The organism is Halopseudomonas pelagia, assembly GCF_009497895.1.
GTDB lineage: Bacteria > Pseudomonadota > Gammaproteobacteria > Pseudomonadales > Pseudomonadaceae > Halopseudomonas > Halopseudomonas pelagia_A.
The window spans coordinates 3,540,244-3,555,719 of record NZ_CP033116.1; the positions used below are offsets into that span (position 1 = coordinate 3,540,244).

14 protein-coding genes are annotated in these 15,476 nt (G+C 60.1%); 8 read left to right on the forward strand and 6 right to left on the reverse strand.

The features are described from left to right. Positions 1–12: 12 nt before the first annotated feature. Entirely contained in the window at positions 13–2,187 is a 2,175-nt protein-coding gene (locus tag EAO82_RS16290; protein ID WP_096348230.1) for a malate synthase G, read from the forward strand. A gap of 82 nt (positions 2,188–2,269) precedes the next feature. On the opposite strand, the gene EAO82_RS16295 is transcribed toward EAO82_RS16290, so the two are convergent. Further along, entirely contained in the window at positions 2,270–3,793 is a 1,524-nt protein-coding gene (locus tag EAO82_RS16295; protein WP_096348231.1) for a fumarate hydratase, read from the reverse strand. Positions 3,794–4,082: 289 nt separating this feature from the next. Between EAO82_RS16295 and EAO82_RS16300 the strand changes: the two genes are divergently transcribed. The 3 genes from EAO82_RS16300 to EAO82_RS16310 are packed head-to-tail and all read left to right on the forward strand — an operon-like array spanning position 4,083 to position 6,966. Further along, on the forward strand, positions 4,083–5,207 hold the full coding sequence (locus EAO82_RS16300; protein ID WP_096348232.1) for a sensor domain-containing diguanylate cyclase: 1,125 nt from the start codon (positions 4,083–4,085) through the stop codon (positions 5,205–5,207). Beyond that, the gene (locus EAO82_RS16305; protein WP_096348233.1) at positions 5,200–6,162 is read left to right on the forward strand and encodes a 2Fe-2S iron-sulfur cluster-binding protein; all 963 of its coding nucleotides are present in this window, start codon (positions 5,200–5,202) and stop codon (positions 6,160–6,162) included. Before EAO82_RS16300 ends, EAO82_RS16305 begins: the two co-directional genes overlap by 8 nt. Before the next feature lie 39 nt (positions 6,163–6,201). Further along, positions 6,202–6,966, forward strand: coding sequence for an enoyl-CoA hydratase (locus EAO82_RS16310; RefSeq protein WP_096348234.1), 765 nt, complete (start codon positions 6,202–6,204; stop codon positions 6,964–6,966). A 186-nt stretch (positions 6,967–7,152) separates the two neighbouring features. Here EAO82_RS16310 and EAO82_RS16315 read toward each other — a convergent pair whose 3' ends face one another. Next, positions 7,153–8,313, reverse strand: a complete 1,161-nt coding sequence (locus EAO82_RS16315; RefSeq protein ID WP_096348467.1) for a phospholipase D-like domain-containing protein — start codon at positions 8,311–8,313, stop codon at positions 7,153–7,155. Between the two features lie 311 nt (positions 8,314–8,624). Between EAO82_RS16315 and EAO82_RS16320 the strand changes: the two genes are divergently transcribed. Continuing rightward, positions 8,625–9,377 carry a GNAT family N-acetyltransferase gene (locus tag EAO82_RS16320; RefSeq protein WP_096348235.1) on the forward strand — a complete coding sequence of 251 codons (753 nt, stop codon included), beginning with the start codon at positions 8,625–8,627 and terminating at the stop codon, positions 9,375–9,377. Positions 9,378–9,379: 2 nt separating this feature from the next. After that, the gene (locus EAO82_RS16325) at positions 9,380–10,219 is read left to right on the forward strand and encodes a lysophospholipid acyltransferase family protein (RefSeq protein WP_096348236.1); all 840 of its coding nucleotides are present in this window, start codon (positions 9,380–9,382) and stop codon (positions 10,217–10,219) included. Here EAO82_RS16325 and EAO82_RS16330 read toward each other — a convergent pair. Further along, the gene (locus EAO82_RS16330; RefSeq protein WP_096348237.1) at positions 10,126–10,788 is read right to left on the reverse strand and encodes an ACP phosphodiesterase; all 663 of its coding nucleotides are present in this window, start codon (positions 10,786–10,788) and stop codon (positions 10,126–10,128) included. The genes EAO82_RS16325 and EAO82_RS16330 overlap by 94 nt on opposite strands. After that, positions 10,785–11,711 (reverse strand): hypothetical protein, encoded by a 927-nt coding sequence (locus EAO82_RS16335; protein ID WP_143520388.1) that lies wholly within the window; start codon positions 11,709–11,711, stop codon positions 10,785–10,787. The genes EAO82_RS16330 and EAO82_RS16335 overlap by 4 nt, the downstream gene beginning before the upstream one ends. A 229-nt stretch (positions 11,712–11,940) precedes the next feature. On the opposite strand from EAO82_RS16335, the gene EAO82_RS16340 reads away from it, so the two are divergent. Further along, on the forward strand, positions 11,941–12,300 hold the full coding sequence (locus tag EAO82_RS16340; RefSeq protein ID WP_096348239.1) for a hypothetical protein: 360 nt from the start codon (positions 11,941–11,943) through the stop codon (positions 12,298–12,300). On the opposite strand, the gene EAO82_RS16345 is transcribed toward EAO82_RS16340, so the two are convergent. After that, complete coding sequence (locus EAO82_RS16345; protein WP_096348240.1) at positions 12,259–13,290, reverse strand: NAD-dependent epimerase/dehydratase family protein; 1,032 nt, start codon at positions 13,288–13,290, stop codon at positions 12,259–12,261. The two genes, EAO82_RS16340 and EAO82_RS16345, sit on opposite strands and share 42 nt — an antisense overlap. A gap of 138 nt (positions 13,291–13,428) precedes the next feature. On the opposite strand from EAO82_RS16345, the gene EAO82_RS16350 reads away from it, so the two are divergent. After that, the gene (locus EAO82_RS16350; protein ID WP_231703231.1) at positions 13,429–14,481 is read left to right on the forward strand and encodes a saccharopine dehydrogenase family protein; all 1,053 of its coding nucleotides are present in this window, start codon (positions 13,429–13,431) and stop codon (positions 14,479–14,481) included. Here EAO82_RS16350 and EAO82_RS16355 read toward each other — a convergent pair. Next, a complete protein-coding gene (locus EAO82_RS16355; RefSeq protein WP_096348241.1) occupies positions 14,474–15,382 on the reverse strand; it encodes a LysR family transcriptional regulator ArgP in 909 nt (302 codons plus the stop codon). The two genes, EAO82_RS16350 and EAO82_RS16355, sit on opposite strands and share 8 nt — an antisense overlap. Between the last annotated feature and the right edge of the window lie 94 nt (positions 15,383–15,476).

Sequence of the window (15,476 nt, forward strand, 5' to 3'; positions counted from 1 at the left end):
GAGGATTGCCGTATGACACAACGCATTGAAATCCAGGGCCTGCAGATTGATAGTGCCCTGCACCGTTTTATCGAACAGAACGCACTGCCGGGCACTGGCCTGGATGCGGGTGCCTTCTGGTCCGGCTTTAGCCAACTGGTGCACGACCTGGCGCCGAAGAATCGCGCGCTGCTGGCCGAGCGTGACCGCCTGCAGACCGAGCTCGACCAGTGGCACGCCGCCAACCCTGGCCCGATCAAGGACATGCCCGCTTACCGCGCGTTTTTGACCTCGATTGGCTACCTGAAAGCCGTGCCGGACGACTTCCGCATCAGCACCGCCAATACTGATAGTGAGCTGACCCAGCAGGCCGGCCCGCAACTGGTAGTCCCGGTGATGAACGGCCGCTACGCACTGAACGCTGCCAATGCCCGCTGGGGCAGCCTGTACGATGCGCTTTACGGCACCGATGCAATCTCCGACGAGAATGGCGCCGAGCGCGGCCACGGCTACAACCCGGTACGTGGCGACAAGGTGATTGCCTTTGCCCGCAAGTTCCTGAACGACACCATTCCGTTGCAGCAGGGCGACCACACCCAGGCTCAGGCCTACCGTGTGGAAAATGGTCAGTTGCATGTCACCCTGCAATCGGGCGAGCAGACCGGGCTGCAATCACCTGAATTATTCGTTGGCTACCAAGGCAATCCTACCAGCCCGGATGCGCTGCTGTTCCTACATAACGGCCTGCACTTTGAAATTCAGATCGACCCCAGCCACCCTATCGGTCAGACCGATGCCGCAGGCGTCAAGGATCTGCTGATGGAGGCGGCGGTCTCCACCATCATGGACTGTGAAGACTCGATTGCCGCGGTCGACGCCGAAGACAAGATCGTCGTCTACAGCAACTGGCTCGGCCTGATGAAGGGTGACCTGGAAGAGCAGATGGACAAGGGCGGCAAGACCATCGTCCGCAAGCTCAACCCGGACCGCGAATACAGCACCGCTGATGGCAAGGGCCTGACTCTGCACGGCCGCTCGCTGCTGTTTATCCGTAACGTCGGCCACCTGATGACCAATCCGGCGATTCTGTTGAAGGACGGCAGCGAGATTCCTGAGGGTATTCTGGACGCCGTGTGCACCAGCCTGATCGCGATTCACGATCTGCAGCGCAAGGGCAACTCGCGCACCGGCAGCATGTATATCGTCAAACCGAAGATGCATGGCCCGGATGAAGTCGCCTTCGCCAGCGAGCTGTTTGGCCGTGTTGAGCAACTGCTTGGTCTGCCGCAGAACACCCTGAAGATGGGCATTATGGACGAGGAGCGTCGCACCTCTGTCAACCTCAAAGCCTGTATCGCCGCAGCCAGCTCACGGGTGGCCTTTATCAACACTGGTTTCCTCGACCGTACCGGTGACGAGATGCACAGCGTGATGCAGGGCGGCCCGGTACTGCGCAAGGGCGATATGAAAGCCACCGAATGGATTCAGGCCTACGAGCGCAATAACGTATTGGTCGGCCTGACCTGCGGACTGCGCGGCAAGGCGCAGATCGGCAAGGGCATGTGGGCCATGCCGGATCTGATGGCGGCGATGCTCGAACAGAAGATCGGTCATCCCAAGGCCGGTGCCAACACCGCCTGGGTCCCCTCCCCGACTGCCGCGGTTCTGCACGCGCTGCATTACCATCAGGTCAGCGTGCAGGAAGTGCAGCAAGGCATGGAAAGCATCTCGCTGAAGGATGAGCAGGAGACGCTGCTGAACGGCCTGCTGACCGCACCCCTGGCCGCCGAGACCAACTGGAGCGAGAGCGACAAGCAGCAGGAACTGGATAACAATGCCCAAGGCATTCTTGGCTATGTCGTGCGCTGGGTTAACCAGGGCATTGGTTGCTCCAAGGTGCCGGACATCAACAATGTCGGCCTGATGGAAGACCGCGCCACCCTGCGGATTTCCAGCCAGCACATGGCCAACTGGTTGCACCACGGTGTGGTCAGCGAAGCCCAGGTAACCGAAACCTTCCAGCGCATGGCCAAGGTGGTCGATCAGCAGAATGCCGGCGATCCGGAATACAGCGCCATGGCGACTGACTACAAAGCTTCGGTAGCCTATCAGGCGGCGCTGGATCTGGTGTTCAAGGGGCTAACGCAGCCCAGCGGTTATACCGAACCGTTGTTGCACCATTGGCGGCAAGTGGCCAAGGCTCAGTAACACCAGCCTTGAACCCGCAATAAAAAATCCCGGCACTGGCCGGGATTTTTTATTGCGCATCGCTCAATGCAGAAGCGATCGGTTAATCCACTTCTACCGCCAAGCTGTCGGCAATCTTCTTCTGCCAGATCGCCGGCCCGGTGATATGCACGGACTCGCCCTTGGTATCCACGGCCACGGTCACAGGCATGTCCTTCACCTCAAACTCGTAGATCGCTTCCATACCCATTTCCGGGAACGCCAGCACTTCGGCTTTCTTGATCGCCTGGGCCACCAGGTATGCGGCACCGCCGACGGCCATCAGATAGACCGCCTTGTAATCCTTGATCGCCTCGATCGCAATCGGGCCGCGCTCGGACTTGCCGATCATGCCCAGCAGGCCGGTCTGATCAAGAATCTGCCGGGTGAACTTGTCCATCCGCGTTGCCGTGGTCGGACCGGCTGGCCCGACCACTTCGTCGCGTACTGGATCAACCGGGCCAACGTAATAGATAAAGCGGCCTTTCAGATCCACCGGCAGCTGTTCGCCGTTGTTCAGCATCTCGACCATGCGCTTGTGCGCAGCATCGCGGCCGGTGAGCATCTTGCCCGACAGCAGCACGGTTTCACCGGTCTTCCACTCCAGCACGTCGGCCGGGGTAAGAGTATCCAGATTGACCCGGCGCACACCGGTGCCGACTTCCCAGGTGATGTCCGGGTAAGCGTCCATCGGCGGTGGCGTGAGGATCGCCGGGCCACTGCCGTTCAAGGTGAAGTGCGCATGCCGAGTCGCGGCGCAGTTGGGGATCATGCACACCGGCAGGCTGGCTGCGTGGGTCGGATAATCCTTGATCTTGATATCCAGCACTGTGGTCAGGCCACCCAGGCCCTGGGCGCCGATGCCCAGCGCGTTGACCTTGTCCATGATTTCCAGGCGCAGCTCTTCGACGCGATTCTGCGGGCCGCGCTTGCGCAGCTCGTGGATATCGATGGAGTCCATCAGCGACTCCTTGGCCAGCACCGCAGCTTTCTCCGCAGTACCGCCAATACCGATACCCAGCATGCCCGGCGGACACCAGCCAGCGCCCATGGTCGGCACGGTCTTGACGACCCAATCGACGATCGAATCGGACGGATTGAGCATGACCATCTTCGATTTGTTCTCGGAGCCGCCGCCTTTGGCAGCGACATGGAACTCGACGGTATCGCCGGGGACCATCTGGTAGTGAATCACCGCCGGGGTGTTGTCCTTGGTGTTGGTGCGCTTGCCTGCCGGATCGGCCAGGATCGAAGCTCGCAGTACGTTCTCCGGTAAGTTGTAGGCCTGACGCACGCCCTGGTTGATCATGTCGTCCAGGCCCATGGTGGCGTCATCCCAACGCACGTTCATGCCGATCTTGACGAAGATGGTGACAATGCCGGTGTCCTGGCAGATTGGCCGATGGCCGGTCGCGCACATACGCGAGTTGATCAGAATCTGCGCCATCGCATCCCGGGCCGCGGGCGACTCTTCACGCAGGTAGGCTTCATGCACAGCCTGGATAAAATCCACGGGATGGTAGTAGGAAATATATTGCAGCGCGTCAGCCACGCTCTGGATAAGGTCGTCTTGCTTGATTGCGGTCATGCTCGGCCAGGCTCCTCTTCGGGTGCGGTTTGGCTAGACGCTGAAGAGTGCTCAATGCAGCGCTGCCAGCTTCACGGATATCGGCGGCGCAGAATGCACAACGCGCCATGACGATCAGGGTGCTGGAGTATACCTTAGCTTCGGACTGACGGCAGTCCTCCGCCCATAGCTTTGTTTAATCAATGACAAAAGAGCCATATAAAGGACTGTGCGAATAAGGGCTATGCAAATAGCGGCCGCGGGGATAAATTGACGCCAAAGTGCCATCATTGATTAGGAAGGGCATAGCGTGACCGACAAGGATGACAACACAGCCAAGTTTCAGGCTATCCGCCTGCAGCGCTTTTATCTGGCGCAGTTGAATTACCTGATCACTTACGTGGTGATCGGCGCGGCCTGGATGGCCGGGCAATACAATGCCAGCGCGCCCCAGGCCGCCAGTCATGTGATTCTTGGCGTGGTACTGCAGCTAAGTATTTTCGCAATGCTGAAAAGTGGCCTGAATCTGCGCTTCAAGGATCCCAGCCTGACTAGCCCGCAGATCATCGTCGCCATGCTGCTATTGACCTACCTGTTGGCGTTCTCAGGCGAATTCCGTGGCAGCCTGATCATGGTCTACCCGATCATCCTGCTGTTTGGTGTGTTCCAGCTCTCACGCTCTGCCTTCTTTTACCACGCGGCGCTGGCGCTGCTGCTGTACAGCGGCTTGATCGTTTACAACACCCTGACTGATCGCAACACTCAGCCATTGAGCGTGCATATGCTTGAATGGTTTGTACTGGCATGCTTTCTGGCCTGGCTGAGTTTTTTCTGTACCTATATCCGCGAGCTGCGCGAACGTCTGCAACGGCGCCACAACACCTTGCAGCTGCATCAGGAAACACTCAAGGGCATGATGGGTCAGTTGCAGAACCTGGCCGATACCGACAGCCTCACCGGCTTGACCAATCGGCGCTTTTTCCTCAAGGAAGCGCAGCGGCGCATCAACCTGCTTGGACCGCTGAACAAGCTGGGCATCGCTCTGATTGACCTGGACAACTTCAAGCGGATCAATGACTGCCACGGGCATGCTACCGGCGACGAAGTTCTGCAGGGCTTCGCCAGACTGGCGAGCAAGAGCCTGCGGGATCAGGACATGATCGCCCGTTTTGGCGGCGAGGAGTTTATTCTGCTGCTGAATAACGCCGACCTGGCAACCCTGCACCAGTGCGTGGATCGCCTGCGCAACGCCTTCGCCAGCACCCAGTTTGAAGGCTTGCCTGAGGGAGAACACTGCACCTTTTCCGCCGGGCTCTGCCTGATCGCCGCCGAGCAGGATCTGGAAGCACGTATTCACCAAGCCGACGAAGCGCTGTATCGTGCCAAGGAAGCCGGACGCAACCGTTCGGAGACTCACGAGGCGGCGTATGCCTGAGATTTATTTGGCCGGCACACCGGTGGCCGGCACCCGGGTGGAGGTGCAGACGATTGCCGCCCAACCCGGCAGCAACCTGCTTGATGTGCTGCTGGAGCACGGACACAAAGTGCCCTGGTCCTGCCGCTCCGGGCAGTGCCAGAGCTGCCTGGTGCAGGCCAGACCGGATGAAGTACCCAGTGCGGCACAGGCTCAGCTGAATGCGGAGCAGCAGTCTAAGGGTTGGTTATTGGCGTGTCAGTGTCAGCTGCAGCAGGACATGCATATCAGCCTGCACAATCCGGCGACGGATGACCTGCCCGCGCGCATTAGTGACATGCGCTATCTGGCTGATGACATACTGCTGTTGCGTGTGACCCCCGAACGGCCACTGCGCTTCCGCGCCGGGCAGCACATGGTGTTGTGGCTGGACGCCACCCTCGCCCGGCCTTACTCCATCGCCAGTTTGCCCGGTGAGGGGGATCTGGAGTTCCACCTGCGATTACATCCCCACGGGGCTTTCTCCAATGCCATCCGTGAACGCAAAACCGGAGACACGCTCTACATGGGCGCAGCCGCAGGTCACTTTCATTACGACCCAGGCTGGCAGGAAACACCGCTGCTGCTGCTCGGCAGTGGCACAGGGCTGGCCCCGCTGCAGGCCATTGCCCGGGATGCGCTGCAGGCCGGCCATGAAGCGCCCATAGCGCTCTGGCACTGGTCGAGGTCGCAGGCCCAATGCTACCTGGCCGATGCCCTGTCTGAACTGGCCGCGCAGCATCCACAACTCAGCCTGCACTTGCGTACCCACGCCGAACTGGCGTCGGATTTGACGCAACTGCGTCTTGCCTCGCGCAAGACCCTGGCATTACTCTGCGGGCAGCCTGCTTTTGTCGAGCAACTGCGCAAGCCACTTTTCATGGCTGGCCTGCCCGGCCGTCAGATCCTCGACGAAGCCTTTATCAGCCGCCCGTAATAACCTGGCGGCACCTTTGACTGTTTCCAGGAGCCACCCGTGAGCCAACACCTGCTGATCGACCGCAGCGACGCTGTTCTGACCCTGACCATGAACCGCGCGGACAAAAAGAATGCCCTGACCCGCGATATGTATAGCGCCATGGCTGAAGCTATCGCCAGCGCCCAGAATGATGACAGCCTGCGTGCGGTAATCATTCAGGGCAGCGAAAGCTGTTTCACCAGTGGCAATGACGTCAGCGACTTTATCAATGTGCCGCCGTCCGGACCGAACAGCCCGGTGTACGACTTCCTTAAGGCCATCTGCCACGCAACCAAGCCGCTGATTGCCGCGGTCAATGGTCCTGCTGTGGGCGTCGGCACGACCATGCTGCTGCATTGCGACCTGGTCTATGTGGCCGAAGATGCCAAGCTGAAAATGCCCTTTGTGAATCTGGGCCTGTGCCCGGAGGCGGGCTCCAGCTTCCTGCTGCCGCGCCTGCTCGGGCATTTGCGCGCCGCAGAGCTATTGCTGTTGGGCGAAATGATCAGCGGCCAGCGGGCCGCCGAAATCGGGCTGGCCAACCACGCGTTGCCTGCCGGCCAGCCCGTGCTGGAGGCTGCACGTAAGGCCGCGCTGCGTATTGCTGAACTGCCGCCCAGCTCGATTCGTTTGAGCAAGCAGTTGATCAAGCAGGGTGTCACTAGCGTTGCCGATGAGGTGATGGAGCGCGAGGGCGAATATTTCGCCAGCTTGCTCAAGGGCCCTGAAGCGCGGGAAGCGCTGACGGCATTTATGGAGAAGCGTAAGCCGGTATTTAGCTGAGGTTTAAGCCTTTAAGGTCTAGGTGTTTGCTACGGCACTCTACCGGGAAGCCGGGCAAGCCCCTTGCTGGACCGTCCGCGCCCTGGACGGGCGCGGATGAGCCCCCAGGGATGGGTTCACGGCGTGTCCAGCAAGGGGCTTGCGCGGCTGCACGTGGCACCGGCTTCGCAGGCGGGATTTAAGTGTTTAGCGCTTGATATCAAACCAAAACATCACCCACCGATTGATCTGACCCCAGACGCGAATCTTCAACCGATGCTGCCAGGGTAGCTCGCGCCATTGGGTCAGCGTCCATTCCTTGCTATCAGTGAAGTCAGTTTCAAAACTGCTCGCCACATCGGCAATCAGCCCCGCATCCACCGCCTGGTGATTAGCCTCAAGATTCCAGTGCAGCGTCCAGTGATCGAAATTACACGAGCCCAGCGACACCCAGTCATCTACCAGTGCGGTTTTAAGATGCAGAAAGCGGGGTTGGTATTCATAAATGCGCACGCCAGATTTCAATAATCGGCTGTAAAAGCGCTGACCCGCATAGCGCACTTGCGGGTGGTCAATACGCTGACCACAGAGCAGCAAACGCACATCTACCCCGCGCCGCGCCGCGCGCTGCAACGCGCGGCGGATACGCCAGGCCGGGAGAAAATACGGCGTAGCAAGCCAGACCCGGGTGTCCGCACGGCGCACCGCCGCCAACAGACAATTGAGCACTTCCTTGCCATGCCGCGAATCGATATAGGCTACCCGGCCATGACCGGCATCGCCCTGCGGGTGCGGTGGTACGCTGACCTTGCGCCGCAACGGCGCTAGCAGTGCATCTGGCGGCAGGCCCGCCTTGTTCCACTCTTGTTCGAAAAGGTCCTGCCAGTCCGCCACCACCGGGCCTTCTATCAGCAACATCTGCTCGTGCCACTCGGTTTGCCCGGATGCATCAGCCTGGCAGAAAGGATCGGTCAAGCCCATGCCACCGACCATTGCGCGCACCTGATCCACCAAAACAATTTTGCGGTGGTCCCGGTGAAAGTTGCGCGAGCCAAAACGCCAGTTCAACGGATTATAAAAGCGCAGATCCACGCCAGCATGCCGCAGTTGCTCGCGCTCTGGTTCGGCAAACTCGCGGCTGCCCACCGCATCAAACAGGCAGCGCACCTGCACGCCCCGCTCCACCGCGGCAATCAGCACTTTAACCAAGCGGGCAGTGACCTGACCGGAGGTAACCAGATACATCTCGATATCAATCGTTTCCCGCGCTTGCTGTAACTGCTCAAGCAGTTCCGGGAAAAAATGCTCGCCGTTGACCGTCAACCGGTAAGTATTGCCCTCCCGCCAGGGATAGGTGATGCCTGTCATGCCATGCCTTACATCAGGGATGCGATAGTCGATCTGGAGCCCGCGCTTCCACCCGTAGATGAGCGGCCCGACTGCGTCCAGGAAAAAACCGATCATATCAGGCCAGACAAAGGGCCGCTCACGCCAGGGCACTCTTTCCCAGCGCTTTATTGACGATCCCGGTAGGCCTGAATGCGCCTGCACAGCCGGAGCTGACTTAATAAACCTACAGCGCTGTCACACAACCGCCACCAAAGTTTCACGGCGCTGACACCCCGGTGCCATAGCCTCGGTCTGGAAACAACCCGAGGCTGTCCCGACGGAGGTGCCCGATGTCACAAGCTGCGCTTGCCCTGGAAGTAACCCAAGAACGTCCACTGATCGTGGAAATGGCCCACGACCAAACGAGCCTGAGAGCGGCCCAGGCACTGCGATTTCAAGTATTCAGCGAGGAGTGCGGCGCGCAGTTGGCCAATCCCGAGAGTGGCCTGGACCAGGACGTATTCGACCTGCATTGTGAACATCTGGTAGTGCGCGACCAGCGCACCGGCGCCGTCGTCGCCACTACCCGCCTGTTGGACAGCTCGCGCGCCCGCCAGGCCGGCGGCTTCTACAGCGAGAGCGAGTTTCAGCTGGTGGGGCTTAGGCAACTGCGCGGCGACGTATTGGAAATTGGCCGCACTTGCGTGCATGCCGACTACCGCAACGGCGCGACCATCTCCGTGCTCTGGTCCGGCATCGCGCAATTGATGAACGAGAGGCATTACAGCTTCCTAATGGGCTGCGCCAGTGTCGGTATGGGCGACGGCGGCGTGCAGGCGCATGCGGTCATGCAGCGCCTGCGTGAGCGTTACCTGTGCCGCGAATGGCTTAACGCGATTCCGCGCCTGCCTATTCCGGAAATGGATCTGCCGGACAACGTCACCGCGCAGTTACCACCCTTGCTCAAAGCGTACATGCGCCTGGGCGCCAAAATCTGCGGCGAGCCCTGCTGGGACCCCGAGTTCAACGTGGCTGACGTATTCATTCTGTTACGCCGCGAGCAGCTATGCTCACGCTACGCCCGCCACTTCAAGACCGCCTGACGATGACCACGGAAAGCTCTACACGCGCGGCTCTCAGGCGCCTCTGGCGCATACCTGCGGTAGTGGTATGGATTGGTTGCGGGCTGCTGCTAAGCCTGGTGATGGCGCTACTGCAAAAGCTCACCGCCAGGCCAATGGGCGCCGAGCGCCAGCGCTGGGCCCGATGGTGGATGTGCGGCTTACTCCGGGTCTTGCCTCTACGGGTAAAGTGCCACGGCCTGCCGGCCACCGGAACGCGGCTGCTGATCAGCAATCATGTGTCCTGGCTGGATATCATTCTTATCGGCGCGCATACCCCAGTGCATTTTCTGTCCAAGGCGGAGGTTCGCGACTGGCCCGTGATCGGCTGGCTGGCGGCCGCCGCCGGTACGCTGTTTATCCAGCGCGGGCAGACTGGCGGCACCAGCCTGCAGACGCAGTTGACCAACGCCCTGCAGCAAGGTCACAGCCTGGTAATTTTTGCTGAAGGCACGACCACGGCAGGCGATCAGCTGCGAACCTTTCACGGCCGCCTGCTGAGCTGCGCAATCGACTCCGCGACACCGATACAACCAGTGGCGATCGCCTACAGGCAACAGGGCCAGCCAGATACCATCGCACCTTTTATCAACGACGACGAATTCTCTGCGCATCTGCTGAAGCTGCTGGGTAGCCCACGCATAGACGTGGAATTGCATTTTCTTGAAGACCTGCAACCCAGCGCCGGCAACCGCAACCAGTTGGCAAGAAAGAGTCAGGCGGCCGTCAGTCAGGCCTTGGGATTAACTCCAGACTCCGGGGCTGAGCTGAGCTCTGAGCTAGCCACAGGTACCGCGGTCGAGCGATTGAAATCGGCGGCCTGATCGGTGGCGTACGCGATCACCTGCGGCATATAAGCCATAAAATCCGCCTCGAAGCCAAGATAATCCTGCTCCAGCTCTTGCGCTGAGCCCGGCAACGGGTTGGCCCGCTTGAGCCGCAGCGAAATGTTATCCAGCGCCCGGTGCAGGTGGTGCAACCGGGCGTAGCTGGACAACCAATCGTTTTTCGCCATGCGACTGATCGTCGGCCACGCCTGTTCGGGGATGATGGATTGCTGGTCCAGCAATACCGCGTAAATGTCCTGGGTGAATTGCTCCAGCGGCTGGTCCGAAAATGCCTGCCAATGCCGGGCCAGCAGATGATCGTAGAACATGTCGATCATGATGCCAGCATAGCGGCGACGCTCCGGGCTGACTCGCTCGCGGCTGCGGCGCACCAAAGGGTGAGCGTCGGTGAAGACGTCTATACGCCGATGCAGCCATATTCCGTCGCGCACCCCCTGGGGCAGATCCAGGCATTCCACGGGCCCGCGCACGAAGTCTCCAAGCAGACTACCCAAGGCCTGCTCCGGCTCTTTGGGGCCAAGAAACAGATGCGCGAGAAAATTCATCGGGGCGCAGAGACCTGCTGTTGCAGGTTGGACATCTGCGTACGCAGAGTATTGATGTTGCGATTGACCTGCACGCGGAAGCTGTCGATAGACTCCAGCGCATCCTGAGTACTGCTCAAGCGCTGATCAATTTCCGAGCGCAGCACCAGCAGTTCCTGGTCGAGGTTTACCGACTGCCGCTCACGCGCAAGAATCTCCAGTTTGGACTCCAGGCTGGAGGTACGGGCCGCCTGACGCTCCAGCTGTTGTTCCAGCTGAGTCAATTGGCCGGCTTCGCCGTTAAGTGCAACGAGCATCTGTTCAAGCTCCTCCACTGCGGCGAGATTGTCGCTTGAGCGCTGCTCGATAGCCTCCAACAGCTCTTCCTGTTCAACCAGTTGTTCCTGTTGCTCAGTCAGTTGCTCAGCGCCGGCTTGCGCCAATTCTTCCTGGGCCGCCAACCGGGCCAGCAAATCGCGCTCGCTGGTAGCGGCAGTTTCCAAACGGCTCGTTTGCGACTGCACTTGATCAGTCAACTCGGCTACCTGCTTTTCCAACTGCTCGAGCTGCGCCGCGCGCGCCTGCTCGGCTTCGCTACGGGAGGACTCAGTCGCACTGACCTTACCGGTAATATCCTGAATACGGCCCACAGCATCCTCGCTGATGCGTGCAAAGCTGTTTTGCGTGGCCACCAGTTGCTGGCGCAACTGAGTTTGTTGTTGGTGGCTCCAGTAACCAAAACCAATCAGCGCCAGTGTCAGTGCCGCACACAGCGCCCACAATGCGCCGGTACCTTGGGGGGAAGGCTCGGGTCGTATTGGTGTGTGAATGGTTTCCGCCCGGGGATTCACCGCTGGAGAGGGGTGATCGCGGTCCGACAAAGGATCATGGTCATCCGTTGCCCGGAAGCTTGGCAAGTCGTCATCCCGATCACGTCCTTTCATGTACTAACCTCTTTTCTTTTGACAAAAAACCTTGAAAAAGGCCGCGCCAGAGCGGTGCAGCAATGCACCAGCAGATCGCAACCCTAGCCCTGTAGGGGGCCACTTTGCGCCGTTGGACCCGCTACAGCGCGCATAAATCCGTCAAATCGGACAATTGGTACATATTCTGCTTGTTACAGGAACGCTTGGCCAGAACCCTCGACTGTTAACCAAGCCACCAGGGGGCATGATGTTTACTGAAGCGCAATTCAATCGCACTACACTCGAATGCATGACCGCACTGCGCCGCCGGCTCAAACAGGAGCTGGGAGTGACTGTCAGGCTTAGCGACGTCGACGCGGTAGAGCACATGATCCGCCTCAGTCGGGACAGTCGTCTGGGTGACATCCGCGAACTGGGCTTGCGCCTGGCCGATATGACCACACCCGAAGCAGAGCCCGAGCCGGAGATGCAACTGGGCCAGGGTGCGATCGCTTCGCGCCAGCGTCTGTTGCAACAGACGCCCACCCCTGCCTTCGAGGCACCGCCGCCGGTACGGCATAATGAATCAGCGCCGGTGCGCATCTACCGCGGGCAGGTAGTCCGCTAGCGCCGGCATGCCCGCTTGCCACCAGTTGGCAAACCGGGCAATGCCCTCCTCGGTGCTCACGGCAGGCACATAGCCCAGATGTTCGCGCGCGGCGCCGATGTCCAGATTGAAATCGCGTGCCATAACGGCCATACCCAGGCGAAATATGGCTGGCTCAGGCTGACCGGGGGTTAATCGGGCTTTCAGCTCGGCGATACTGGCCAGTCCGTAAGCCAAGGCATAGGGCATATGCTGGGTCAACGGCGGCAGGCCCAGCGTGCCAAGCAGTCGATTGAAGGTCGGCCAGAACGCCACCGGATCTCCATTACTGATGTTGTAGGCGCGCCCCAGCGCACTGGAGGGCGCCTGTAACGCCAACAGCAATGCCTGACTGACGTTCTCCACCGGCGTCAGATCCACACGATTGTCGCCACGACCGATAATGCGCAACCGGCCACTCTGATGAGCCCGCAGCAAACGAGGAAATACCGAGGTGTCACCCGCGCCGATAACCAAACGCGGCCGCAGTGCAATCACCTCCAGCCCCTGGCTACCTGCAGCAAGAACCTTCTGGTCGGCCAGATATTTGGTGGCGCCGTAATGATCAAAAAAGCGTGGCGGCTTGAAATCTTCACTGATATCCCGGTGGTGCTGGCCGTCAAAGTAGATCGACGGAGAAGACAGATGCACCAGACGCGGAATCTGCTGTTGCTGCATCGCTGCGATGATGTGCTCGGTCACACGAACATTGGCGTCGTAGAAATGCTGGTAGCTGCCCCACGTCCCTACCGCGCCTGCACAGTGAACAACGGCGTCGCAGCCGGCACTGGCCTTCAGGGCGAATGTCGCATCGAGCAGATCCCCGGCGATACACTCGGCGCCGCGTTCGGCCAGCCAGCCCATCGCCGCCATCTGTCGCCCTGAACAGACGACCTGCAACCCCTGCGCCAACGCATGGGCCGCAAAGCGCCCGCCGATAAAGCCGCTGGCACCCGTGACCAGAATCCGCATACTCATCCTACCCCTTTTTTGTTGTTAGCCTCTGCAAGGCTAAAGCATACACCGGCACAGGCACTGGCGCTGTGGAGTTGCAGCCGTTAACCTCAAGCCTTGGATGCGGCAGCGCCGCACGGCAGAAGAGGAAGAACCATGCAGGAATGGATGATATACGGCGCCAATGGCTATACCGGCACCCTGTTGGCCAGGGAGGCCTGCGAGCAGGGTCTGAAACCGGTGCTCGCCGGGCGCAATCGCAGCGCGGTGGAGGCTTTGGCCAGCGAACTGGACCTGCCTTGCCGGATCTTCGACTTGCGCGATGCTGCAGCCGCCATTGAGGGGGTGAAAGGCATGCAAGCCGTCGCCCATTGCGCCGGCCCCTTTTCGGCCACCAGTCAGCCGATGATCGACGCCTGTCTCGCCAACCATTGCCATTATCTGGATATCACCGGAGAGATAGATGTTTTTGTTGCAGCGCAGGAGCGTCATGCGGAAGCGGAGGCAGCCAACATCGTGATCTGTTCGGGGGTTGGCTTTGACGTCATTCCTACCGATTGCATCGCCGCCGCCTTGAAAGCCGAACTACCAGACGCCGACCGCCTGGCCCTGGGCTTTGACTCACGCAGTGGTTTTTCACCGGGCACTGCCAAGACCTCGGTAGAAGGCCTCAAGTATGGCGGGAAAGTGCGGGAAAAAGACAAGATCCGCACTGTTCCGCTGGCCTGGCAGAGCCGCGAGATTGACTTTGGCAACGGCACCAAATACGCCGTCACCATTCCCTGGGGCGATATCGCCACCGCCTGGTTTTCTACCGGCATCGATAATATTGAAGTCTTTATCCCCATGGCACCGAGTGCCGCCACCCGTCTGCGGCGGTTGGATTGGCTCAGACCGGTGCTCGGCCTGGCGCCTGTTCAGGCCCTGCTGAAGCATCTGGTGGGCCGCAAGATCACCGGGCCGGACAGTCAGCAACGGCTCAGCGCCCGGACCTATGTCTGGGGCGAAGCGCAGAACCGGGCGGGCAAGAAGGTCACCGCGCGTATCGAAGTTGCCAACGGTTATGACGTGACGGTGCACGGCGTATTGATGGCAGTCAAACACGTGCTGGAAGGCGTGCGGGCGCCGGGTTACTTCACCCCTTCACGGCTGATGGGCGATCATTGCATTGAAGAGTTGCCCGGCTCTGGAAAAATTCAGATCAGCTAGGCAACGACGACACCTGACCTTTGCCCAGCAAGCCAGGCGCGCTGCTTGCCAGCTGCTGGGTCAGTTGCTCCAACAGGCGCCCGCCATTGCGCCAGTAATGCCAGTACAGCGGCACCTCTACGCCCTGCCCTGGCAGAATTTCCCGCAGCAGACCCTGTTCAAGCTCCTGGATAATCTGTAGCCCTGGCACCATGCCCCAGCCGATGCCCGCGCAAAGCATGCGCACAAACCCCTCAGAGGAAGGGCACAGGTGGTAGGGGAACTCGCCTTGGTAGCCGCAGTTGGCAAGGAACCGATGCTGCAACTGATCGTCTGGGCCGAACACAATAGCCGGCGCCTGTCCCCATGCAGGCGCCTCCCACCCCGGCGGGAAATAAGTCGCCAGCAGGTCGGAGCGCGCGACCGCCAGGTATCGCATGTCGCCCAATTTAAGCGCGCGAGCCCCGGCTACCGGCGTGGGTGTAGCGCAAACACATCCGGCCACCTCGCCGGAGCGCATGCGCCGCAGACCTACCTCCTGGTCGTCGGTCAGCAGATCCAATAGCAGTCCCTGCTGTTCGCACAGCGGTGCCACGGCCGCCGCCCACCATGTGGCCAGGCTATCGGCATTCAAGGCAATACGCAGTCGCGTTTGCCAACCGCCCTGCTCGCCCATTGGCACATCCTGGAGCAGATCACGCTCCAGCAAACGCACCTGTTGCATATGATTGAGCAGCCTCTGCCCAGCCGGTGTGGGCACGGGTGGCGCCTTGCGCAGCAACACCGGGGCCCCCACGCGAGACTCCAGCAATTTGATCCGCTGCGACACCGCGGACTGCGATAACCCCAGTGTCAGCGCCGCGCGCTCAAAGCCGCCTTGCTCTACCACAGCCGCTAACGCCTGCAGCAATTTATAATCCATGGTTATTAATTCTCTTAATACTACATAACGATTATTTGTTTTTCTTATTTAGCAGAGTAACCGAAACTGCCAGCTCGTTGAACCAGGAACCAAG

Coding starts and splice junctions, on each gene's coding strand:
- EAO82_RS16355 (WP_096348241.1), bottom strand. CDS start 15,382: ATGGATTATAAATTGCTGCAGGCGTTAGCGGCTGTGGTAGAGCAAGGC.
- EAO82_RS16295 (WP_096348231.1), bottom strand. CDS start 3,793: ATGACCGCAATCAAGCAAGACGACCTTATCCAGAGCGTGGCTGACGCG.
- EAO82_RS16345 (WP_096348240.1), bottom strand. CDS start 13,290: ATGCGGATTCTGGTCACGGGTGCCAGCGGCTTTATCGGCGGGCGCTTT.
- EAO82_RS16350 (WP_231703231.1), top strand. CDS start 13,429: ATGCAGGAATGGATGATATACGGCGCCAATGGCTATACCGGCACCCTG.
- EAO82_RS16305 (WP_096348233.1), top strand. CDS start 5,200: ATGCCTGAGATTTATTTGGCCGGCACACCGGTGGCCGGCACCCGGGTG.
- EAO82_RS16325 (WP_096348236.1), top strand. CDS start 9,380: ATGACCACGGAAAGCTCTACACGCGCGGCTCTCAGGCGCCTCTGGCGC.
- EAO82_RS16320 (WP_096348235.1), top strand. CDS start 8,625: ATGTCACAAGCTGCGCTTGCCCTGGAAGTAACCCAAGAACGTCCACTG.
- EAO82_RS16290 (WP_096348230.1), top strand. CDS start 13: ATGACACAACGCATTGAAATCCAGGGCCTGCAGATTGATAGTGCCCTG.
- EAO82_RS16340 (WP_096348239.1), top strand. CDS start 11,941: ATGTTTACTGAAGCGCAATTCAATCGCACTACACTCGAATGCATGACC.
- EAO82_RS16315 (WP_096348467.1), bottom strand. CDS start 8,313: ATGACAGGCATCACCTATCCCTGGCGGGAGGGCAATACTTACCGGTTG.
- EAO82_RS16330 (WP_096348237.1), bottom strand. CDS start 10,788: ATGAATTTTCTCGCGCATCTGTTTCTTGGCCCCAAAGAGCCGGAGCAG.
- EAO82_RS16335 (WP_143520388.1), bottom strand. CDS start 11,711: ATGAAAGGACGTGATCGGGATGACGACTTGCCAAGCTTCCGGGCAACG.